The sequence below is a fragment of the Pusillimonas sp. ANT_WB101 genome, from assembly GCF_008369125.1.
GTDB lineage: Bacteria > Pseudomonadota > Gammaproteobacteria > Burkholderiales > Burkholderiaceae_B > Allopusillimonas.
In genome coordinates, this window is sequence record NZ_VOAY01000005.1 from 339,392 (window position 1) to 359,158 (window position 19,767).

Here is a 19,767-nt window from a genome sequence, read left to right on the forward strand (position 1 = left end):
AGCCAATTTACCTGTGCCCGGCGAGCCACGGTCACCCGGGCCGGCCAATGCGCCTCTATTAGACCTGCAGCTTCAAAACCCGCACATGGTGACCAGACTGGTCCAGTCTATGGCGATTACAGGGGTAAAGTAACTCGCCAAGGCGACGGCCAGCACAACAATAAGCAACAAACCCAGAAACAGATGCCACACGCGTGGCCTGGGCTGATGATTATCGTGCAAGACATCGTGATCGGACATACCGGCTCCCTTTAAACAGACTGCCCGTGACCCTACAAGCTTAACCCCAAGCCACACATGGCCCTGATGCCAAGCGCCGAAGCACCGCAAATACGCCCACAAAGCGTGGGCGCATGCAAATATATTATGCCTTGCTCATCATGATGAAGGACGGGCAGCAAGACAAGCCAGACTATTTCAGCGTGTCGAGTTTTTGCTTTAGTGCGTTTAGAGGCAAGGCTCCGTTGATGCGGCTGCCATCGGCAAAGAAAATAGCCGGCGTGCCCTGAACATTGAGCTTTCTGCCCAACGCCAGCGACTGCTCGATCGGCGTCTCGCACTCAGCCTCTGCCGGCTTTTTGCCACGCAGCATCCAGTCGCGCCAGACCTCTGCTTTATCTTCTGCACACCAAATATTTCGGGCCTTAGTGGTCGAATCAGGTGACAAAATAGGGAATAAAAAGCTATAGATCGTAACGTTATCAACGTCATTCAGCGTTTTGTGCAACTGCTTGCAGTAACCGCAGTTAGGGTCTTCAAAAATAGCCATGACACGTGAGCCGTCACCCTTGACCTGCTTGATGGCGATATCGAGCGGCAGGTCGGCAAAATCAACCCGCGACAGCGCATCTATACGTTCGGCCGTCAGGTCAGTGCGACGCTTGGCGTCAATGAGCGACCCCTGCAATATGTAATCGACATCAGCATTAACGTACAGCAGGTCTGAGCCAACCTGAACCTCGTACAGGCCCGCAAATGGCGTTGGTGCCACCCCGCCGACATCAATTTCGGGAAAGCGTTTTTCAAATGCTTTCTGGACAGCCGCCGTGGTGGCTGTTGCCGCACTGACGCCATTGCCCGCAGCCGTCTCAGACACACCGACAGCATCTTGCTGCGGTTGAGGTTTGACGCCCTGCCCGGGCTGTTCGATCGTAACTTTTTCAGTTGATTCGGTCGTTGTGGCCTGCTGTGCCCACGCATGTACACCGTAAACCGGCAGACTGATCAGTGCTGCTGTAGCCAGCCAGCCCGCTAAACGCAAACGCATATGTGCTCCTGTTGCAATGCTTAAATTTCGTCAATCATCATACGCCAGGCTTGCCCCCGGCAGCGGCGTTAATGAGCAACCGTTTGACAAAGGGCAGGCGATCAGCGCACTGCATGCCAACGTTGCGCGCCAGTACGACCGGTGCTGCCTGAGACGCAAACAGCTTATGCAGACCATCAGTTGCTAAACGCATGGCTAAAATCGGTTCTGCGCGTGCGCGCCGGTAACGTTCCAGTACGCGTATATCGCCAGCGCCACGAAATGATTCTTTGGCAGACAACACGTCCACAAGCGCCTCAATGTCACCAAGACCAAGATTAAGCCCCTGACCTGCAAGAGGATGGACTCTGTGTGCAGCATCGCTGACCAGAGCAACACCGGGCGCGACCATACTGCTGTGCTCGATGAACAAGGGAAAACCAAATACCGGGCTGCGGACTGACAAAGCGCCCAGACGACCACCGGTTGCGGCAGCCAGCCTGGATTCAAGCCATGAAGCGCGCCCCTCGGGAGGCAAAGCCAGCAATTCATGAGCCATGGCTTCAGGCATGGACCAGACCATGGAAACCTGATGCCCATCTGCGGTGTCAGGCATGGGCAGCAGGGCCAGCACGGTATCGCCCGTAAACCACTGCACCGCCGTGTTCTGGTGCCGGCGCTCAGTGGTTAGATGCGTTACGACTCCGGTATCGCCATAAGCACGTGAGTGATGACTAATGCCAGCTGCCTTGCGTACGGGGGATTGCCCGCCATCGGCACCAATCAACAGGTCAGGGCGCAACACACGACCGCTGTCGGTATGCACCACCCCGCTCTCGAGGCGTTCAAATTTTTCAGCGTGCCAGGTGATCCCGAAAAACTGCACGGCCTGCTGCAGGGCGCGCTCCATTTGGCCAGACTCGACGATCCAGGCGAGTGCGGTTTCGGCACCCTGCCAGGCATCAAGATTAACGACCCCGCTGGCGTCACCATGAACCTCCATGGCCTGCACCGGCGTGACGCGTCGGGCATCCATAAGATTCCAGACCCCCAGACGGGCAAGAAAAGCCTGGCTGGTGGCCGAAATAGCGTATACCCGTGGATGGTAAACGTCAGGCGCAGGCGTCGTAGGCACGCTGCGTGGCCCCAAAAGCGCCACACTGAAGCCTGCCTTGGTCAGCCCCAGCGCAGTGGCCAGGCCCGCCAGACTTGTGCCGCATACAACAATACTGTCGTGTCTTTCTTTTTTCATCGTGCCGTAGGCGCTCCCGCCTGTTTAGGCCACAACACCCATGTGTCGCCGCTTTGCTTCATGCGGCCTGCCTCGGCCCCGGCCTCATCGCCAAAGCCCCAGTAAAAGTCTGTACGACCCGGGCCCTTGATGGCCGCGCCAGTATCCTGGGCCATGACCAGCCGCTGAAGTGGCCGGCTTGATCCCGGATGGGTAGTGACGAGATAAAGCGGCGACCCCAGCGGTACATAGCTTGTATCAACCGCCACAGAGCGCTGACCGATCAGGGGGATAGCATAGGCACCCTTGGGGCCAAGCTCAGGGTCAACAATTGCTTCTTCGCGAAAGAACACCATGGCAGGGTTGGCATTGAGCATTTCCTGGACGCGCTCCGGGTGGCTGCGGGCCCAGGCTTTGATATTGCTCATGGATGCCTTGGCCAGCGGCATTTCGCCTTTATTGGCCAGCCATGTGGCAATGGAAGCATAAGGGCGACCATTATGATCGGCATAGGCCAGACGCATCATGCTGCCATCGGGCAGCTGGGCCCGGCCCGAGCCCTGTATCTGCAAGAAAAACGCTTCAACGGGGTCATTAACCCAGGCCAGCACCTCAGGCTGACGCTCGGGCGACGCGGCGATTTGCGCACGCGTGTCATAAGGCACAACACGATTACCATCGAGCTTGCCCCGTACGCGCTTGCCCGCCAGCTCGGGATAAACCGAACCCAAGTCTATGGTTAGCAAGTCAGTGGGCACGGCATACAAAGGCCACTGGTAGGCGCCCTCGCGCTTGCGTGATGCGTACACCAAAGGCTCGTAATAGCCTGTTACGGTGTTGCGTGCAGGTTTGCCTGCGGCATCGAGCAGGCGCCAGGGCTGAAGCTGTTGTTCGAGAAACTGCCGCACGGCTACGGTGTTGGCGTTTTCAGGATCGAGACCCGACTGAACGGCGGCGGCACATACAGGCTGCCACACCCGGGGTGTGGCGCGCGCCTGCTGAGCCAAAGACCCTGACACCGGCCGCATCAGCCCCTTGCAGTTGTTGATGAATGCCTTCCAGACATGATCAAGGCTGTCGTCCTGCCACCCAGGCAGCGCCGTCCAGGACACCTGCTGAAACGTGCCTTGCAGGGGACGGGCTGGAGTTTCAGGAATGGCTTCAAGTGCCGGCACAGTCAATGGCAATGCAGCAATGTCGGCCACCTGACCTGGCGCCTGCACCTCAGGAGAGACCAGCACAGAGCTGCAGGCGGAGAGCAGACCCAGAAGCGTTGCCGAAAACAGGATTTTTTTCATACGTTCGCGTAATGACAGGGGTTAATACATAGCCTGGCTTTGTGCGACCTGGCCGCAAAAACCATGCGGCCATGACAGGCGACGGAATACGATGGGCATTAATGCAGTGCGCGCGGCATGGCCAACATGAACTCGTCAATAGGCACCTCGAACGGCACGCCGTTTTCACCCACACAATGGTAGGCGCCTCGCATGGTACCCACCGGGGTTGGAAGAGGACAGCCGCTGGTGTATTCAAATGTTTCACCAGGTGCCAGCAAAGGCTGCTGACCCACTACTCCCAAGCCGCGAACCTCTTGGGTTTGTTGCAAACCATCGGTAATGAACCAATGACGGCTGATCACCTGGGCGGCGTGCTGGCCGCGATTGGTAATGCGCACCGTATAGGCGAAAACAAACTGCTGCTCGTCAGGCCTGGATTGGTCTGGCAAGTACTGTGGTGTAACGGTAACCGAAATATCGTATGGTTTCATTCGCGGGTTCCGGATGAATGGATTAAGCCATGTTCAACAGGCGAACGGGCGATAACCTGCAATAATGACACAATCCCTGTTCTGCTTTTGCACTCTGCACAATTACGACTATGCCATTTTCCAAGCCCACCCGTATCGCCCCCAGCCTTCTGGCCGCTGACTTCGCCCGCTTGGGCGAAGAAGTTAAAAACGTCGTCGACGCTGGCGCTGACTGGATCCATTTTGACGTAATGGATAATCACTATGTACCCAACCTGACGATGGGCCCAATGGTATGCGAGGCTTTGCGCCCCCACACCAAAGCGCCCATAGACGTGCATCTGATGGTTGAGCCGGTTGATGCCATTATCCCGCAATTTGCCGAGGCGGGCGCCGATATCATCACGTTTCACCCTGAGGCTACACGACACGTCGATCGCACTCTGTCGCTCATCAAAGAGCACGGCTGTCTGGCCGGCCTGGTTTTCAACCCGGCCACCCCACTCGACTGGTTGAACTACGTTATGGATAAAGTCGATGTCGTGCTGCTTATGTCCGTCAACCCCGGCTTTGGTGGGCAAAAGTTTATTCCGGGCACCCTTGACAAGGTCAGACAGGCACGCGCCAAAATTGATGCCTGGGTGGCGGCGGGTGGCCACCCTATCGCGCTCGAAGTAGACGGGGGCATCAAGGTTGACAATATCGCGGCCATTCGCGCCGCCGGTGCCGATACCTTCGTGGCCGGCTCTGCCATTTTTGGGCATCCAGACTACAAAGCCGTCATTGACGCCATGCGCGTCGAAATCATCAAGGGCGAATCCATCTCAGCCTAACGCCCGTACTTCCCACGGAATACCGCCATGTCTTTCAATGCCGTACTGCTGGATCTCGACGGAACCCTGCTCGATACCATTCCTGATCTGGCCGCAGCTTCCAACGCCATGCGACAAGACCTGGGTATGGCACCCCTGGATCAAGCTGTGCTGGCCACTTATGTGGGCAAGGGCATGAAGGTGCTCGTGCAAAAAACACTCGCCAACAACCCCGAAGGCAAGTCGCCCGACGAGGCTATGGTGGAGCAGGGCCTGGCGATAATGGGCACGCATTACCTGCGCATCAATGGCGACGGTACCCGCATGTACCCAGGTGTGCTTGAAGGCCTTGAAGCCTTTGCGGCGGCGGGCTGCAAATTGGCCATTGTCACCAACAAGCCAACTGAATTTACCCATCCCCTGCTCGCGCGTTTTGGCATCGCCTCACTGTTTTCTGCCGTGGTATGCGGCGATACGTGCGCCAGGAAGAAGCCAGACCCCATGCCCATGCTGTATGCCTGCGAACAGTTGGGCACACAGCCGCAACAGGCTTTGGCCATAGGTGATTCAGTCAATGATGCGCTGGCTGCGCGTGCTGCCGGCATCACCGTCTTGGCTGTGCCATACGGTTACAATGAAGGCATGGACGTGCGCAATCTTCAGGTCGATGATATAGTTTCGACTATTGCTGATGCAGCTAAGTGGGCTGCTCGCCACACTACACACTCTACAAGAACATGAACGCTACCCATTATTATCGCAACACGCCCCGCGCCTCCTGGCGCTGGTGGCGTTTGTGTTCTGGGTAGCGGTAATCTCTTCCCGGCGCCAGGTCTCGTACTTACCTGATCCATGCGCCGCCAGTGTTACCAGCAAAATCAAGCCCGGAACCCAATAATTTGGCCGGGCTTTTTTTGATTCTGTCCCGGTCTGTATGCAAACCACAGAGACCCCTATGACAGAACTCGAGTTCAACGCCCTGGCCGCCGAAGGCTACAACCGTATTCCGCTCATCGCGGAAACCTACGCCGATCTTGATACGCCTCTGGCCATTTATCTCAAGCTGGCGCACAGCGGCCCCGAAGGCGGGCGCAACAGCTGCCTTCTGGAGTCTGTCGTGGGCGGCGAACGTTTTGGTCGCTACTCGTTTATTGGGCTTCCCGCCAAAACCGTCATTCGCGCCAGCGGCCAAACCACCGAAGTAATCACCAAGGGTGAGGTGGTCGAACGCCACGAAGGCGATCCGCTGGCCTTTATCGAAGCATTTCAGCAACGCTTCAAGGTGGCGCTGCTGCCTGGTATGCCACGCTTTGCGGGCGGGCTGGCAGGCTATTTTGGCTACGACGCCGTACGCAATATCGAACCCCGCCTCGGGCCAGCCAAAAAGCCTTTCCCTGCGGGGCAAGACGAAGGCACCCCCGACATCATGATGCTGCAGGTCGATGAACTGGTTATCGTCGACAACCTGGCCGGGCGAACCTATCTTATGGTTTACGCCGACCCCACGCAGCCCGAGGCCTTTGCGCAGGCGCGTCGACGGCTTAAAGAACTGCGCGAAAAACTGCGCATGCCTGTGGTCATCCCGTATGCCTACGCCAGCATGCAAACCACCATCCGTCGCGATTTTGCCAAAAAAGACTACATTAACGCCGTGCTCAAGGCCAAAGACTACATCACGGCCGGCGACGTCATGCAGGTACAGATCGGGCAGGTCATTACCAAACCCTTTCGTGATTCACCCATCTCGCTTTACCGTGCGTTGCGTTCGCTCAACCCTTCGCCGTACATGTACTACTGGAACTTCGACAACTTTCAGGTTGTGGGCTCATCGCCTGAAATCCTGGTGCGCCAGGAAATCGTGCACGACGCCGGTGGCCGCAAAACCATCGCTACCATCAGACCGCTTGCAGGCACCCGCCGGCGCGGCTCCACGCCAGAAGAAGACGCATCGCTCGCCGAAGAGCTGCTTGCTGATCCCAAAGAGCGTGCCGAACACGTCATGCTCATTGACCTGGCACGCAACGACGTTGGCCGGGTAGCCAAAACGGGTACGGTCAAGGTCACTGACACCATGAGCATTGAACGCTATTCACATGTCATGCATCTGGTCTCCAATGTGGCCGGCGAGCTCGATGAAAGCATGAGCAATATGGACGTACTGCGCGCCGCCTTCCCGGCCGGCACACTTACTGGTGCACCCAAAGTGCGCGCCATGGAAATTATCGACGAGCTCGAGCCCGTGCGTCGTGGCATTTACGGCGGCGCTGCCGGCTACATCAGCTACGGTGGCGAAATGGATGTGGCCATTGCCATACGCACCGGCATCGTCAAGGACGGCATGCTGTATGTGCAGGCAGCTGCGGGCATTGTGGCAGACTCTGACCCTGAAAAAGAATGGCAAGAAACCGAAGCCAAAGCGCGCGCCGTGTTGCGCGCCGCAGAACAAGTGCAGTACGGCCTCGATGAACCCATTTAAACAACAAAGCATCAACCCAGGAGAAACAGCATGCTATTGATGCTTGATAACTACGATTCGTTTACCTACAACCTGGTGCAGTATTTTGGCGAACTGGGCGAAGAGGTGAAGGTGCTGCGCAACGACCAGACCACGGTCGAAGAAATCGCAGCACTGGCACCCACGCGCATTTGCATATCGCCAGGCCCTTGTTCACCCGCTGAAGCGGGCATATCCATAGCGCTTATTCGTCACTTTGCGGGCACACTGCCTATTTTGGGCGTTTGCCTGGGCCATCAGGCCATAGGCGCGGCGTACGGTGGCGACATCGTGCGGGCCCAACAAATTATGCACGGTAAGGTGTCCAGCATTACCCATCGCGGCACCGATGTTTTCAAGGGGCTGCCCTCGCCCTTTACCGTAACGCGGTACCACTCGCTGGCTATTGATCGCAATACCCTGCCCGAGTGCCTCGAGATCACCGCCGAAACAGACGACGGCGAGATTATGGGGGTAAGGCACAAAACCCTGCCCGTATATGGTGTGCAATTTCATCCCGAATCTGTGCTCAGCGAACACGGTCACGCATTACTGCAAAACTTTCTCGATATCTGACACACGCAAAGGACAACCATGACTATTACGCCATCCGAAGCACTGGCCCGCTGTATCGAGCATCGCGAAATATTTCACGACGAAATGCTGCACCTCATGCGCATGCTCATGCGCGGTGAGATGACCCCGCAAATCGCAAGCGCTCTGCTGATGGGCTTGCGTGTCAAAAAAGAAACTGTCGGCGAAATTGCCGCCGCCGCCGAGGTCATGCGTGAGTTTGCCTTGCCGGTGCACGCTGACAACCCCGGCGAGCTGCTTGATATGTGCGGCACTGGGGGTGACGGCTCCAGCACATTCAATATTTCAACCGCCGCCATGTTTGTGGCCGCCGCACAGGGGGTCAAGATCGCCAAGCATGGCGGGCGCAGCGCCTCATCGTCTTCAGGCAGCGCAGATGTACTCGAAGAACTGGGCGTACACATTACGCTCTCGCCTGAAAAGGTCAAAGAGTGCATAGCGCTTTGCGGTATAGGCTTTATGTTTGCGCCAGCCCATCATGGCGCCATGAAAAACGTGGCGGCTGTGCGCAAAGAGCTGGGTGTCCGCACCCTCTTCAATATTCTTGGGCCGCTTACCAACCCGGCCAACGCCGCCAACCAGCTAATGGGCGTGTTTCACGCCGATTTGGTCGGTATTCAGGTGCGGGTACTCGAGCGTCTGGGATCAAAGCACGTGCTGATTGTGCACGGCAAAGATGGCATGGACGAAGGGTCACTGGGCGCGGCCACGCTGGTAGGCGAGCTGCGCGATGGCAAAGTACGGGAGTATGAAATTCACCCTGAAGACTTTGGCATGGCCATGGTGTCCAATCGCAGCATCAAGGTAAGTAACCGTCAGGAATCTGCCGCCATGGTGCTCGAAGCGCTCGGCAACGTTGTGGGGCCTGCCCGTGATATCGTAGCTTATAACGCTGGCCTGGCCATTTATGCAGGCAATAAATCTGACTCGATTGCCGACGGCATAAAACTGGCATTTGAAGCCATTGAAAACGGCGCGGCCAGGGCCAAGCTGGACGAGTTCAGTACCCTTACAAGGACGCTCTCAGCATGAATGATATTCTTGCCAAGATCCTCGCCACCAAAAGGGCAGAGGTAACAACGGCACGGCAAATGCGCAGCGAATCCGAGGTTCTGCGCGAAGCAAAAAGCCGTAAAGACCTGCGCGGCTTTGCCCGTGTCATTGAAGAAAAAATAGCTCAGGGCAAGCCTGGCGTTATCGCCGAGATCAAAAAGGCTTCCCCGTCTAAAGGCATTATCCGCGAAAGCTTCAACCCCGCCGAAATCGCCTCATCGTATGCCGCACATGGTGCGGCCTGCCTGTCAGTATTGACCGATGTACAGTATTTTCAAGGCTCCTACGACTATCTGCGTCAGGCACGCGCTGCCTGCACCCTGCCCGTACTGCGCAAAGACTTCATCATTGACCCGTATCAAATCATCCATGGCCGCGCTATCGGCGCCGACTGCATTCTGCTTATCGTCGCGGCCCTGTCTCCCTCCCAGCTTAAAGAGTTCGAAATCATAGCAACCGAGCTGGGCATGGACGTTCTGGTTGAGGTCCATGACCGGGCAGAGCTTGAGATCGCCCTGCAACTTAAAACGTCGCTGCTCGGCATCAATAACCGTAATCTGCGTACGTTTGAAACCTCGCTGCAAACCACACTCAGCCTGTTGCCAGATATCCCCGAAGATAAGCGCATTATTACCGAGAGCGGCATTCTCGCTGTTGATGACGTCAAGCTCATGCGCGATAACGGTGTGGAGGCCTTTCTGGTGGGCGAGGCCTTTATGCGCGCGCCAGAACCTGGAATTGCCCTGCAAGAGTTGTTTTTTACATGATTCATCCCAACTGTCCCTTATGCACGGCTACCGACGAAAATGTACTGTGGCAAAACCAAAACCTGCGGGTCATCCATGTCGATGACCCCCGCTATCCAGGCTTTACTCGGGTTATATGGAAGCAGCATGTGGCCGAAATGACCCAGCTCAGCCCCAGCGACCGGGTGGCCATCATGGAGATAGTGTGGCAGGTTGAACAGGCCCAGCGCGATGTGCTGCGACCCAGCAAAATTAATTTGGCGCAGTTCGGCAATATGGTGCCGCACTTGCACTGGCATGTCATACCGCGCTGGCGCTTTGACAGCCATTTTCCGGAAGCCATCTGGGCACGGGCGCCCGAACGCACCCAGGCACAAAATGACGCATGGGAAGAGCAACTGGTCGACATCGTAGAACAGCTGCCGCGCTACCACGCGTTACTGGCAGCCCGCCTGGAGGCCAGCGCCAGGCAATCGCCGTCGCACGGGGCTTAGCCGCCATACCCCGGCATGAACGAGCTGTCGGGCCCACATGCCTGACAGCTCCCCCGTAACGCCCAGTCAACACAGGTTTTGCACCTGTCCGTAGCATGATTACAACATTGGGGGTTTCCCTTAGAACAAAATGTAGTTATAATTCGGCCACTGCATTCCAATGCGTCGACATTTTCATACGGCTTCTCGCTGTGTCATAGCAGTTGACTGACTCCTCAGCACCCATGTCGAACGCCATCGCTCCCTGACCTCCTTGCCTTGCGCTGCGTCCTTGTACGTTGTTTCTTAGGTTGATTCGGTCGGCACGATGCTCCTGATCAACCAGCGTAACGGGCTTTCAAATAGCTGCCCACGCTACGCGCACGCCGCTTTTTCGCGGCCAAGGATACTCATGTCTTTTGAAACACTGGGCCTATCGCCCATTCTGCTGTCTGCCATCCAAAAAACTGGCTTCACTACCCCTACTGATGTGCAGTCCGCTGCCATCCCTCAGGCGCTAGAAGGCCACGACTTGATGGTCTCTTCGCAGACAGGCAGTGGCAAAACCGCCGCCTTCATGCTGCCAGCGCTTAACCGCATCGCCAACATGCCGTCCAACAAGGGCACTGGCGTGCAGGTACTGGTGCTGACACCCACTCGCGAACTTGCCATGCAAGTCGCTGATGCTACCAAACAGTATGGCGCGCACATTAAAGATCTGCGCATTGCCATCGTAGTTGGCGGCATGCCTTACGGTGCCCAGCTCAAGGCACTTTCACGTCGCGTCGATGTGCTGGTGGCAACACCTGGCCGCCTGATCGATCACCTGCAGGCCGGACGGGTCAACCTGTCTACCGTCCACACACTGGTGCTGGACGAAGCCGACCGCATGCTCGATATGGGTTTTATCGAAGACATCGAAAACATTGTCAGCCGCACCCCGGCCGAGCGCCAGACCCTGCTGTTTTCTGCAACGCTTGATGGCAACATTGCCCGTATGGCTGGCAAAATGCTGCGCACTCCGCAACGCATTGAAATCTCAAACCAAAAACAAAAACACACCAACATTACCCAAAGCCTTTACTACGCCGACGACAACGGGCACAAAATGCGCCTGCTTGACCACGTATTGAGCGATGCCAACCTGAACCAGGCTATCGTATTCACCTCAACCAAACGTGGCGCCGACGACCTGGCTGACCGCCTGTCCAATCAGGGTCACGCCGTTGCGGCCCTGCATGGCGACATGAACCAGCGTCAGCGTACCCGCACTCTGGGTCTGCTGCAGAAAGGTAAGCTGCGTATTCTGGTCGCTACCGACGTGGCATCACGAGGCATTGACGTTCAAGGCATTAGCCACGCCGTCAACTATGACTTGCCTATGCAGGCCGAAGACTACGTTCACCGCATCGGCCGTACCGGCCGTGCCGGCAACAGTGGCCTGGCGTTTACGCTGGCCATGCATTCCGAGCGACATAAAATACGCCGTATTGAGCACTTCATTGGCCAACCCATCCCTATGGAAGTCATAGCAGGGCTTGAGCCACAGAAAACAGTACGTCCTACATTTACCGACCGCAACAAGGGCAAAGGCAAGAGCTTTGGCGCCCCACGTAGCGGCGGCTATGCCGGCAAACCTGGCCAGGCCCGCAAACCGTTCGGCGATCGTCCTGCACGTGGTGACCAGCCCGCCTACGAAGGCCGTGGCAAACCCGCCTACCAAGGCGGCGCTGCAGCAGGCGACCGTGGCACTGACAGCCGCAACCCGTTTTCTGCCGGTGCACGTGAAGGCTTCAAGCCACGTGGTGACTCCTACAAGCCGCGTAGCGAAGGCTATGCTGGTCGTAGCGCCTCATCAGAGGGTTTCAAGAGCCGAAGCGATCGTCCTGCAAATGGCGCCGGCCGCAGTGCTCCTGCCGACCGTCCTGCTTATGGCGACCGTCCTGCACGCCCAGCCAGGCCTGCTGAATTTGCCCGCAAGCCAGCCAACAAGTCGGCACGCCCAGCCCGCCCCGCTTTCGCGGGTAAGTCTGGCGGCCCGGCAAAATCCAGCGCACACCGTGAAGATTTCGCTGGCTAAGCCTGCCTTGCATTGATGCCCGCGCCCACAGATTCGTGGGCACGACGCGACAGTATCTTGCCCCAGCCTCGGGTGGTTATCCCGATGTCTGGGGCATTTTTATTAGTGCCAGTGGCCATTACGTGCGCAAGACGCGACAGCATTTTGCCCCAACCTCCGGTATTTGTTTCGATACCTGAGACATTTTTATTAATGCCAGTGGCCTATTACGTGCGTAAGACGCGACAGCATTTTGCGCGGCCTGCGGCATTTGTTCCGATAGCTGGCGCATTCTAATTAATGCCGACGGCTGGCGGGCTATTTTCAACTCACGCCACACGTAAACAGTCACGTCATTTGCAGCCTTGGCAGGCCTGCTTCGTCATCTGTCAGCCACTCCATTACAATAAGCGGCTGCGGCATGCGCCGCTACTGGCCGCATTACACTCTTTACGCAACCCGGCGCGGCCCCAGGTTTTAACACCTCATGAATCAGCTGGTCCGCAGGCCTCTCCTGCTCTCCTTCCTGTTGTCGCTTCCGCTATGGATCGTCTTCAACAACTATATCGTCGCCATTATCGTGGCGCTACTTGCGGGTTTTCTGGTTTCCATGTGTCATAGCCTGTGGGTTATCAATCAGCAAAAAGACAGGCAAAAAGACAAATAATGCATTCCTCACAGATTCCTGAAGGCCTGCCGCGCCTCGACGCTGATGCAGCGCAACACTGTACAGCGGTCTGCCACATGCTTAAAGATCGCATTCATGCCAACGATGGCTTTTTGCCTTTTGAACAGTGGATGGGGCTGGCGCTCTATGCGCCCGGGCTTGGCTACTATGTAGCCGGAAGCACCAAGCTGGCCAGCCGCAGCCCCGAGGGCGACTTTACAACCGCACCCGAAATGACACCTTTGTTTGGCCAGGCACTGGCTCGGCAAGTTGCGCAGGTTTTGCAGGCAAGCACATCAACACAGGTGCTTGAGTTTGGTGCAGGTACCGGCGCACTGGCAGCCTCGCTCATCCCTGCTCTGCAACAACTGGGCATAGAGCCTGATTACCGCATACTCGAGCTTTCGCCAGATTTACGAGCGCGCCAGCAGGCGACGCTGGCCGGGGTTTCAAGCTCGGTAACATGGCTAGCCGAACTGCCGCAGGCGTTCACCGGGTGCGTCCTGGCCAATGAAGTACTCGATGCCATGCCAACCACATTGTTCAAGTGGGATGACAATGGCGATCTGCTGGAAGTTGGCGTACGTATGGCGCAGGCCGACACGGCAGCCTCCCCGAAAGGCCCAGATGACACCCCAGTATTTGAACTTGCCTTGCGCAGGGCGCCACCTGAGCTTGAGCGACTCGTAAGCGAACGCATGCCGGCTTTGCCGGGCTACCAGTCAGAGATAAACCTGCAGGCCGAGGCGTGGATGCGGGAACTGGGCGGCTGGCTGAAACAGGGCGCAGCCCTGCTCATCGATTATGGCTTCCCGCAACGCGAGTATTACCACCCCCAGCGAGCTGAAGGTACGCTTATGTGCCATTTTCGCCATCATACCCACAGCCAGCCACTGATTTACCCGGGCCTGCAAGACATTACCGCTCATGTCGATTTCACTGCCATGGCCGATGCCGCCCTGGCGGGCGGGCTGGACGTGCTGGGCTACACCTCACAAGCGCGATTTTTGATGAATTCAGGCATTATTGATCTGCTTACCCCGCCCGATGGCCAGGACGCCGACGCCTTGGCTCAGGGGCGCGATCTGTCCGCTGTTCAAAAGCTGCTGTCAGAAGCCGAAATGGGCGAACTCTTCAAGGTGCTCGCTGTAAGCCGCCAGATCGACGGCCCGCTACTCGGGTTTATGCGCGGTGATCGTCGCGATCGTCTGTAACGCAGTCGGCTTCCAGTGCCTTTAATCGGGCCTGCCTCAGGGCAGGCTTGATTTTCGCGGGGTCGCCCTTTGCTGCCCGGGCGACGGCTCCGGCATCCACACTGCGCACAGCATCAACACGAGCGCGCCAGGCGGCAATATCCACATCACCGACGCATGCGGCTGCAGCAAGCAGATCCAGAAATCGGTCTGGCTTACGCAAAGCGTCGCAACGCTCCATCAGATCCAGCCAGTGTTCTGTTTGCCCCTGTTGCCCCTGTTGCCCCTGTTGCCCCTGGTGCGCATTGGAGCTAGAAGAGGGCAAAAGAGCGCTCAGTAACACCGGCAACAGCCGCGAATAATCAATACACTCGGTGGGGGCACGAACGTGGCGGCCAATTTGCTCGGGCTGTTCAGACAGCCTGCACAAAATTGCAAAGCGTGCGGGCAAACCCAGACGATTGTGGGCCGCACACGCCAATTCGCCCGAAAGCACCTGGCTGTCAAACAACAGGCTCGGCAGTACCCTTGCCAGCGCACCCGTATCATTTAACACGTCAAACATGCGACCTGGCTGGGCGGTCATCATGCCCTTGGCCACCTCACGCCACACCCGCTCGGGCACCAACGCATCGACTTCGCCTTCTTCTACCAGGCGCCGGGCAAGTTGCAAGGTTTGCGGCGCAATCGAGAACGTATCAAACCGAGCTGCAAAACGCGCCAACCGCAGCAGTCTGACGGGGTCTTCGACAAACGCCTGCCCTACGTGGCGCAGCACCTTGTTCTGCAGATCGGCATAGCCATTGAGAGGATCGATAAGATGGCCATCGGGTGCCTGAGCAATCGCATTGACGGTAAGGTCGCGACGGCCCAAGTCATCTTCGAGGCTGACATCAGAGCCGGTATAAAACGTAAACCCTTTATAACCGCGGCCTGATTTACGCTCGGTGCGCGCCAGCGCATACTCTTCTTTGGTGATCGGGTGCAAAAACACCGGAAAATCACCACCCACCGGGATAAAACCACGACGAGCCATCTCTTCGGGCGTGGTGCCCACGACTACCCAGTCACGATCACCTGCGGGCAGGCCCAGCTGCGCATCGCGCACGGCGCCCCCTACGATATATACCTTTAGCCCCTGCGTGACCGGGTCGGCATCAAGAAGGCGGTTAGCGATGGCGGCCCCCTCGGACCGGACCGAGGTGTCTGGTTTAGTCATGGTCAAGCTTGCGCAAACGCTTAAGGCAGGCTGGCCTGGCGGCCAGGCGCGGGGGTAACAGTGCCCAGGCGCTGCTTGAGCGACTGGGGCTTGCCGGTAAACATCATGGAGTAATAAATGGTGTTGGACATAACGTTTTTGACATAAAGCCGAGTTTCAGTAAAAGGTATGGTTTCGGCAAAAACCGCTCCTTCTACCGGGGCCGACAGTGTAGACCGCCACGAAATCGACCGCCCAGGCCCGGCGTTGTAGCCTGCCGTTGCCAGCACCTCATTACCACTCAGGTTATTAAGCACCATGCTGAGGTAGTTGGTACCCAATATCGTGTTGGTATCAAAATCATTGACCGACGACGGCCGAAAATCAGACATGCCAATTTTATTGGCCACCCAGCGTGCCGTGGCGGGCATAAGCTGCATGAGCCCTGAGGCGCCCACATGTGACCTGGCATCAGTAATAAACCGCGACTCTTGCCGGATCAGCCCGTACACCCAGGCTGGATCAAGGTTAATTTCATGAGCTTTCTGGGCAACCTTGCCTTCAAAAGGCGCGATAAAGCGCTGCGAAAAATCGACCTCATCCCGTGTCAGCAATGACGTATTGACGACGCGATCATAGATATGCTCTTCGCGCGCCAGCTCGGCAGCAGCCCGCAGCTGTCTGTCATTTAGGCCTCTCACGGCAAAGACCCACTCGGGCACGGCTTCGGGGCGCCACCCCAGATGGAAGAGTTCTACCGCACGACGCAGGCCCGGGTTATTGCGAGCCTGCTTGATTTCGGCAGCAGTAACCGGCTCTGGCCTGGGTGGAAGCGAAGGCGTCTTGCCCAATTCGTCGGTGGCAAGTTGGCCATAAAAATCTAGCTCATCGGCAATGGACGCGTAGCGCTTGTTGGCACTGGCCTGATCGCCGCGGGCAGCATCAGCCCGACCGGCCCAATACACCCAGACCGGCTCGGCGGCCTGCCTGTCAGACATACGTTGGATCGCGCTGGCCACGCGAGCCCAGTCTATGCTGGGCTGACGCAGTTCAGACCGCACCTGCCAGGCATGGCTGTAATCGGTAAGCGGCAGCGTACCCGAGCGCCGGTACCAGCGCGCCGCATTTGGATCGAGGTTGAGCGCGGCAATAAGACCGAACTGGCTCCAAACCCATTCGATATTCTGTTGGGGCAGACGGCTGGCCCACTGGCTTTCAACATAAGCGGCATTGGCATCGCGCTGATCACCATAGGCCAGGCGCGAAAGAGCAATAGTCGTAATCTCGGTTTCGGCACGCGTAGCAGGTGCGCCGCGCCCAGAAAGCCAGTTTTTAGGGCTTTTCATCATGGCCGAGTACTGCGTCATTTCGGCCGGCGTGAAAAGTATGGATGCCATACGGCGCGCGACAGCCGTTTTATTGGTCTCAACAATGGCGCGCAGTTGCGGCTCGATATCGTCCCAACCTACCACCTGGCTTTTTGAGAGCTGATTAAGCATGACCCAACATGCCTGCACCGGCTTGAATGCGTCAAGCGCCTGGCTGGCGCTGACGGGCTGCCCCGTCATATGCATAGCATGCAGCAAAGAACACTTCTCGGTGGCGTCGGTATTGATTAATGGGCCCAAGCTTGCAGCCAGACTGTAGTTACCAGCGCGCGTAGCCACGACCAGCCAGTCGCCCTGCAGGCGATCACCCAGATACGTGCCGTGGTGTTTTTGGATAAACGCCCGTATTTGCCCTTCGGGCGTCAACTGAGAGTTGTCTTGCAGGGCTTGGTAAAGCTTCCAGTATTCAGCATAGGCACCGAGCAGCAGGTCAGCGCGGGCTTCAGGCAATTGCGCGTCCAGCGCGACCCAGTCTTTCTTTTGACGCGCCTCGCGTGCCTGAATCAGGGCCTGGCGGGCACGCTCGGGGGCGACCAGGGTAACAGTACCCGGGCCAGTAGGGGTGTCGAGGCCGCGCACGCCTGCGGCAAGATTCGGCATAGCCCCTTGTAACGAAGCAACCTGAACGACATCAGCGGTATCGAGAGGGGCCAGGCCATGGCGCAAGTCAGTTTGCTTCAAAGCTTTTGCGACAGCCGGCTGAGCCCCGGCATCTGTACTGGACGCATTGGCCCGGCTCGCGGTGCGCTCGGCGCCGGTACATGCAGAGATAGTGGCCAGGAGCATGAGGCAACCCCCCAGGCGCAAGTATGGCAAACTGAGCCTGCCAGACACGCCTGCGGTTTTCTGATACCGTTGACTATCGATTAACATTTTGTTTTGCCCCGACATAAACATTGCCCATGAATCACAGCACAGAAAATAACGCAACCTCGTTGAGAGCGCGCCTGAAAGAACGTAGAGACGCGCAAAACCCGGTAGACCGCAGCCGCGGCGCGTTGCTGATACGAGGCCGCCTGTACACCTGGCTAGCCACGACACGTACCCGTTTGCGCGAGGCTGGGCGACCAACGCCACAGCATATTGCCGCATTCTGGTCGACCGACGACGAACCCGGGCTACAACCCCTACTACAACAATGGGTTGAAGAGGAAGGATACCGCGTATCACTGCCTGTCGTCACGGCCCCTGACACGCCACTGCAGTTTCGGTTCTGGGTTCCTGGCGCTCCCATGCACGAAGGCGCCTTTGGCATACAAGAACCTATGGGTGAAATCGCCCAAGCGCCTGATGTCATTTTGGTACCCACCCTGGGCTATACACGCCAGGGCGATCGCGTTGGTTACGGCAAAGGGTATTACGATCGCACACTGGCAGCCCTTAAAGAAGCAGGCCACTCGTTTACGACCATAGGCATCGCCTGGGCTACCGGAGACCTGTCGCAAGACAGCTTTACGCCCGCCCCTCACGACGTACGTCTTGACAGCGTGCTGACAGACAAAGGCTGGGCGGTACCCGCACCCGTCATTACCTGAACGGCTGCGGGCTAGCGTCGGGCCCCGTGCTCAGGCAACCGCCACACTGGTATCTCGCAGCGAAAGCTGACGCCAGATCGCCATGGTTGCCTCGGCATTATTAAGCGTATAAAAGTGCAACCCTGGCGCGCCGCGATCAAGCAAAGCCTGCGACAGTTGCCCGATAAACTCAGCGCCAAATGCCCTGATCGAGGCCCGGTCATCACCAAAGTCAGTCAACCTTAAACGCAGCCAGCGTGGGATCTCTGCCCCGCACATGGTTGAAAACCTTGCCAGCTGGGTGTAGTTGGTAATCGGCATAACGCCCGGCACGATGGGGATGCTTACCCCGGCAGCACGGGCGCGATCGACAAAGTCAAAATACGCATCCACGTTAAAGAAATACTGCGTAATGGCGCCCTGAGCGCCTGCCTGCACCTTGTTATTGAAATGTTCAAGATCAGCAGTGGCGGTGAGTGCCTGTGGATGCATCTCGGGGTAGGCGGCCACCTCAACCTGAAACCAGTCAGCGCTGTGCTCTCGAATAAACGCCACCAGCTCGCTGGCGTAATGCAGCTCGCCCGCATCACCACCCATGCCGGAAGGCAGATCGCCCCGCAAGGCAACAATGCGTCGTACGCCCTGCGCGCGATAATTATTGAGTATTTCGGCCAACTCGGCGCGCGTGGCGCCGATGCATGACAAATGAGGCGCAACATCGCAGCCCAGGTTTTGCAACAGCCGAACGGTATCGGCCGTACCTGAACGCGTAGAGCCGCCCGCACCAAATGTGACACTGACATACTCTGGCTGTAGCGCCAGCAACTGCTTGGCTGACCTTACTAATTTTTCTTGGGCGGCAATATCACGCGGCGGGAAAAACTCTAGGCTAATGGCCTGTTTACCACTCATGACGTCAATAACCCTGAAAGTAGACCGGACACAATGCTGTACACCAAGGCACCCAGCAACGCCCACCAGAACCCATTAACGTGGAAACCTTTAAGTACTGACCCGGCAAACCAGAACACCAGCGCGTTGAGCACCAGCAGGAACAGCCCCAGGGTTACGATAGTGATAGGCAACGTGAGCAGAATCAAGACGGGTTTGACCAGCGTATTAAGCAGGCCAAGCACCAGAGCGGCGATGAGCGCAGACCCGAACGAGGCCACGGTGATGCCTGGAAGAATATAGGCCACGATAAGCAATGCAACTGCGTTCAGTAGCCAGACAAGTAAAAGTTCCATGATGACGCTCCGTAGTTAAACCTTGACGACAAGTATGACGCAATGGTGGGTACAAATAATAGACCAGCCTGCGGGCCTGCCGCGGTGCAGCGAGCCGGCCCT

At 57.5% G+C, this 19,767-nt stretch carries 20 protein-coding genes; 11 read left to right on the top strand and 9 right to left on the bottom strand.

Annotated features, from left to right (window positions below; all coding sequences use genetic code 11):
* Positions 1–72 precede the first annotated feature (72 nt).
* From FQ179_RS22385 to apaG, 5 genes are all read right to left on the bottom strand, one after another.
* Complete coding sequence (locus FQ179_RS22385; protein ID WP_188074672.1) at positions 73–240, bottom strand: hypothetical protein; 168 nt, start codon at positions 238–240, stop codon at positions 73–75.
* 172 nt (positions 241–412) lie between these two features.
* A complete protein-coding gene (locus FQ179_RS20090) occupies positions 413–1,267 on the bottom strand; it encodes a DsbC family protein (protein ID WP_149399123.1) in 855 nt (284 codons plus the stop codon).
* 37 nt (positions 1,268–1,304) lie between these two features.
* Entirely contained in the window at positions 1,305–2,498 is a 1,194-nt protein-coding gene (locus FQ179_RS20095) for a UbiH/UbiF family hydroxylase (protein ID WP_149399125.1), read from the bottom strand.
* Positions 2,495–3,775 carry a murein transglycosylase A gene (locus FQ179_RS20100; RefSeq protein ID WP_149399127.1) on the bottom strand — a complete coding sequence of 427 codons (1,281 nt, stop codon included), beginning with the start codon at positions 3,773–3,775 and terminating at the stop codon, positions 2,495–2,497. Before FQ179_RS20100 ends, FQ179_RS20095 begins: the two co-directional genes overlap by 4 nt.
* A 98-nt stretch (positions 3,776–3,873) precedes the next feature.
* Positions 3,874–4,248: a Co2+/Mg2+ efflux protein ApaG gene (apaG, locus tag FQ179_RS20105; protein ID WP_149399129.1), complete on the bottom strand. Its 375-nt coding sequence runs from the start codon at positions 4,246–4,248 to the stop codon at positions 3,874–3,876.
* 110 nt (positions 4,249–4,358) lie between these two features.
* On the opposite strand from apaG, the gene rpe reads away from it, so the two are divergent.
* The 10 genes from rpe (at position 4,359) to FQ179_RS20155 (ending at position 14,339) form a co-directional block, all read left to right on the top strand.
* A complete protein-coding gene (gene rpe, locus FQ179_RS20110) occupies positions 4,359–5,060 on the top strand; it encodes a ribulose-phosphate 3-epimerase (RefSeq protein ID WP_149399131.1) in 702 nt (233 codons plus the stop codon).
* A 27-nt stretch (positions 5,061–5,087) separates the two neighbouring features.
* Positions 5,088–5,780, top strand: coding sequence for a phosphoglycolate phosphatase (locus tag FQ179_RS20115; RefSeq protein ID WP_149399133.1), 693 nt, complete (start codon positions 5,088–5,090; stop codon positions 5,778–5,780).
* A 214-nt stretch (positions 5,781–5,994) separates the two neighbouring features.
* A complete protein-coding gene (trpE, locus tag FQ179_RS20120; RefSeq protein WP_149399135.1) occupies positions 5,995–7,515 on the top strand; it encodes an anthranilate synthase component I in 1,521 nt (506 codons plus the stop codon).
* Positions 7,516–7,545: 30 nt separating this feature from the next.
* A complete protein-coding gene (locus FQ179_RS20125; RefSeq protein ID WP_149399137.1) occupies positions 7,546–8,109 on the top strand; it encodes an aminodeoxychorismate/anthranilate synthase component II in 564 nt (187 codons plus the stop codon).
* An 18-nt stretch (positions 8,110–8,127) separates the two neighbouring features.
* Entirely contained in the window at positions 8,128–9,159 is a 1,032-nt protein-coding gene (gene trpD, locus FQ179_RS20130; RefSeq protein WP_149399139.1) for an anthranilate phosphoribosyltransferase, read from the top strand.
* Entirely contained in the window at positions 9,156–9,947 is a 792-nt protein-coding gene (trpC, locus tag FQ179_RS20135; protein WP_149399141.1) for an indole-3-glycerol phosphate synthase TrpC, read from the top strand. Before trpD ends, trpC begins: the two co-directional genes overlap by 4 nt.
* Positions 9,944–10,420, top strand: a complete 477-nt coding sequence (locus tag FQ179_RS20140; protein ID WP_149399142.1) for an HIT family protein — start codon at positions 9,944–9,946, stop codon at positions 10,418–10,420. Before trpC ends, FQ179_RS20140 begins: the two co-directional genes overlap by 4 nt.
* 391 nt (positions 10,421–10,811) lie before the next feature.
* Positions 10,812–12,479 (top strand): DEAD/DEAH box helicase, encoded by a 1,668-nt coding sequence (locus tag FQ179_RS20145; RefSeq protein WP_149399144.1) that lies wholly within the window; start codon positions 10,812–10,814, stop codon positions 12,477–12,479.
* A 466-nt stretch (positions 12,480–12,945) separates the two neighbouring features.
* Positions 12,946–13,125: a hypothetical protein gene (locus FQ179_RS20150; protein ID WP_149399146.1), complete on the top strand. Its 180-nt coding sequence runs from the start codon at positions 12,946–12,948 to the stop codon at positions 13,123–13,125.
* Positions 13,125–14,339, top strand: a complete 1,215-nt coding sequence (locus FQ179_RS20155; RefSeq protein ID WP_149399148.1) for a class I SAM-dependent methyltransferase — start codon at positions 13,125–13,127, stop codon at positions 14,337–14,339. The genes FQ179_RS20150 and FQ179_RS20155 overlap by 1 nt, the downstream gene beginning before the upstream one ends.
* Here the strand turns inward: FQ179_RS20155 and FQ179_RS20160 are convergent.
* A complete protein-coding gene (locus tag FQ179_RS20160; protein WP_149399150.1) occupies positions 14,308–15,537 on the bottom strand; it encodes a tRNA CCA-pyrophosphorylase in 1,230 nt (409 codons plus the stop codon). The two genes, FQ179_RS20155 and FQ179_RS20160, sit on opposite strands and share 32 nt — an antisense overlap.
* 20 nt (positions 15,538–15,557) lie before the next feature.
* Positions 15,558–17,690, bottom strand: a complete 2,133-nt coding sequence (locus FQ179_RS20165) for a lytic transglycosylase domain-containing protein (protein ID WP_255475081.1) — start codon at positions 17,688–17,690, stop codon at positions 15,558–15,560.
* A 116-nt stretch (positions 17,691–17,806) separates the two neighbouring features.
* Here FQ179_RS20165 and FQ179_RS20170 point away from each other — a divergent pair, with 116 nt between their 5' ends.
* The gene (locus FQ179_RS20170; protein ID WP_149399154.1) at positions 17,807–18,439 is read left to right on the top strand and encodes a 5-formyltetrahydrofolate cyclo-ligase; all 633 of its coding nucleotides are present in this window, start codon (positions 17,807–17,809) and stop codon (positions 18,437–18,439) included.
* A 30-nt stretch (positions 18,440–18,469) separates the two neighbouring features.
* On the opposite strand, the gene metF is transcribed toward FQ179_RS20170, so the two are convergent.
* Entirely contained in the window at positions 18,470–19,330 is an 861-nt protein-coding gene (metF, locus tag FQ179_RS20175; protein ID WP_149399156.1) for a methylenetetrahydrofolate reductase [NAD(P)H], read from the bottom strand.
* Positions 19,327–19,665 (bottom strand): phage holin family protein, encoded by a 339-nt coding sequence (locus FQ179_RS20180; RefSeq protein WP_149399158.1) that lies wholly within the window; start codon positions 19,663–19,665, stop codon positions 19,327–19,329. Before FQ179_RS20180 ends, metF begins: the two co-directional genes overlap by 4 nt.
* Between the last annotated feature and the right edge of the window lie 102 nt (positions 19,666–19,767).

Coding starts and splice junctions, on each gene's coding strand:
- FQ179_RS22385 (WP_188074672.1), bottom strand. CDS start 240: ATGTCCGATCACGATGTCTTGCACGATAATCATCAGCCCAGGCCACGC.
- FQ179_RS20090 (WP_149399123.1), bottom strand. CDS start 1,267: ATGCGTTTGCGTTTAGCGGGCTGGCTGGCTACAGCAGCACTGATCAGT.
- FQ179_RS20095 (WP_149399125.1), bottom strand. CDS start 2,498: ATGAAAAAAGAAAGACACGACAGTATTGTTGTATGCGGCACAAGTCTG.
- FQ179_RS20100 (WP_149399127.1), bottom strand. CDS start 3,775: ATGAAAAAAATCCTGTTTTCGGCAACGCTTCTGGGTCTGCTCTCCGCC.
- apaG (WP_149399129.1), bottom strand. CDS start 4,248: ATGAAACCATACGATATTTCGGTTACCGTTACACCACAGTACTTGCCA.
- rpe (WP_149399131.1), top strand. CDS start 4,359: ATGCCATTTTCCAAGCCCACCCGTATCGCCCCCAGCCTTCTGGCCGCT.
- FQ179_RS20115 (WP_149399133.1), top strand. CDS start 5,088: ATGTCTTTCAATGCCGTACTGCTGGATCTCGACGGAACCCTGCTCGAT.
- trpE (WP_149399135.1), top strand. CDS start 5,995: ATGACAGAACTCGAGTTCAACGCCCTGGCCGCCGAAGGCTACAACCGT.
- FQ179_RS20125 (WP_149399137.1), top strand. CDS start 7,546: ATGCTATTGATGCTTGATAACTACGATTCGTTTACCTACAACCTGGTG.
- trpD (WP_149399139.1), top strand. CDS start 8,128: ATGACTATTACGCCATCCGAAGCACTGGCCCGCTGTATCGAGCATCGC.
- trpC (WP_149399141.1), top strand. CDS start 9,156: ATGAATGATATTCTTGCCAAGATCCTCGCCACCAAAAGGGCAGAGGTA.
- FQ179_RS20140 (WP_149399142.1), top strand. CDS start 9,944: ATGATTCATCCCAACTGTCCCTTATGCACGGCTACCGACGAAAATGTA.
- FQ179_RS20145 (WP_149399144.1), top strand. CDS start 10,812: ATGTCTTTTGAAACACTGGGCCTATCGCCCATTCTGCTGTCTGCCATC.
- FQ179_RS20150 (WP_149399146.1), top strand. CDS start 12,946: ATGAATCAGCTGGTCCGCAGGCCTCTCCTGCTCTCCTTCCTGTTGTCG.
- FQ179_RS20155 (WP_149399148.1), top strand. CDS start 13,125: ATGCATTCCTCACAGATTCCTGAAGGCCTGCCGCGCCTCGACGCTGAT.
- FQ179_RS20160 (WP_149399150.1), bottom strand. CDS start 15,537: ATGACTAAACCAGACACCTCGGTCCGGTCCGAGGGGGCCGCCATCGCT.
- FQ179_RS20165 (WP_255475081.1), bottom strand. CDS start 17,690: ATGCTCCTGGCCACTATCTCTGCATGTACCGGCGCCGAGCGCACCGCG.
- FQ179_RS20170 (WP_149399154.1), top strand. CDS start 17,807: ATGAATCACAGCACAGAAAATAACGCAACCTCGTTGAGAGCGCGCCTG.
- metF (WP_149399156.1), bottom strand. CDS start 19,330: ATGAGTGGTAAACAGGCCATTAGCCTAGAGTTTTTCCCGCCGCGTGAT.
- FQ179_RS20180 (WP_149399158.1), bottom strand. CDS start 19,665: ATGGAACTTTTACTTGTCTGGCTACTGAACGCAGTTGCATTGCTTATC.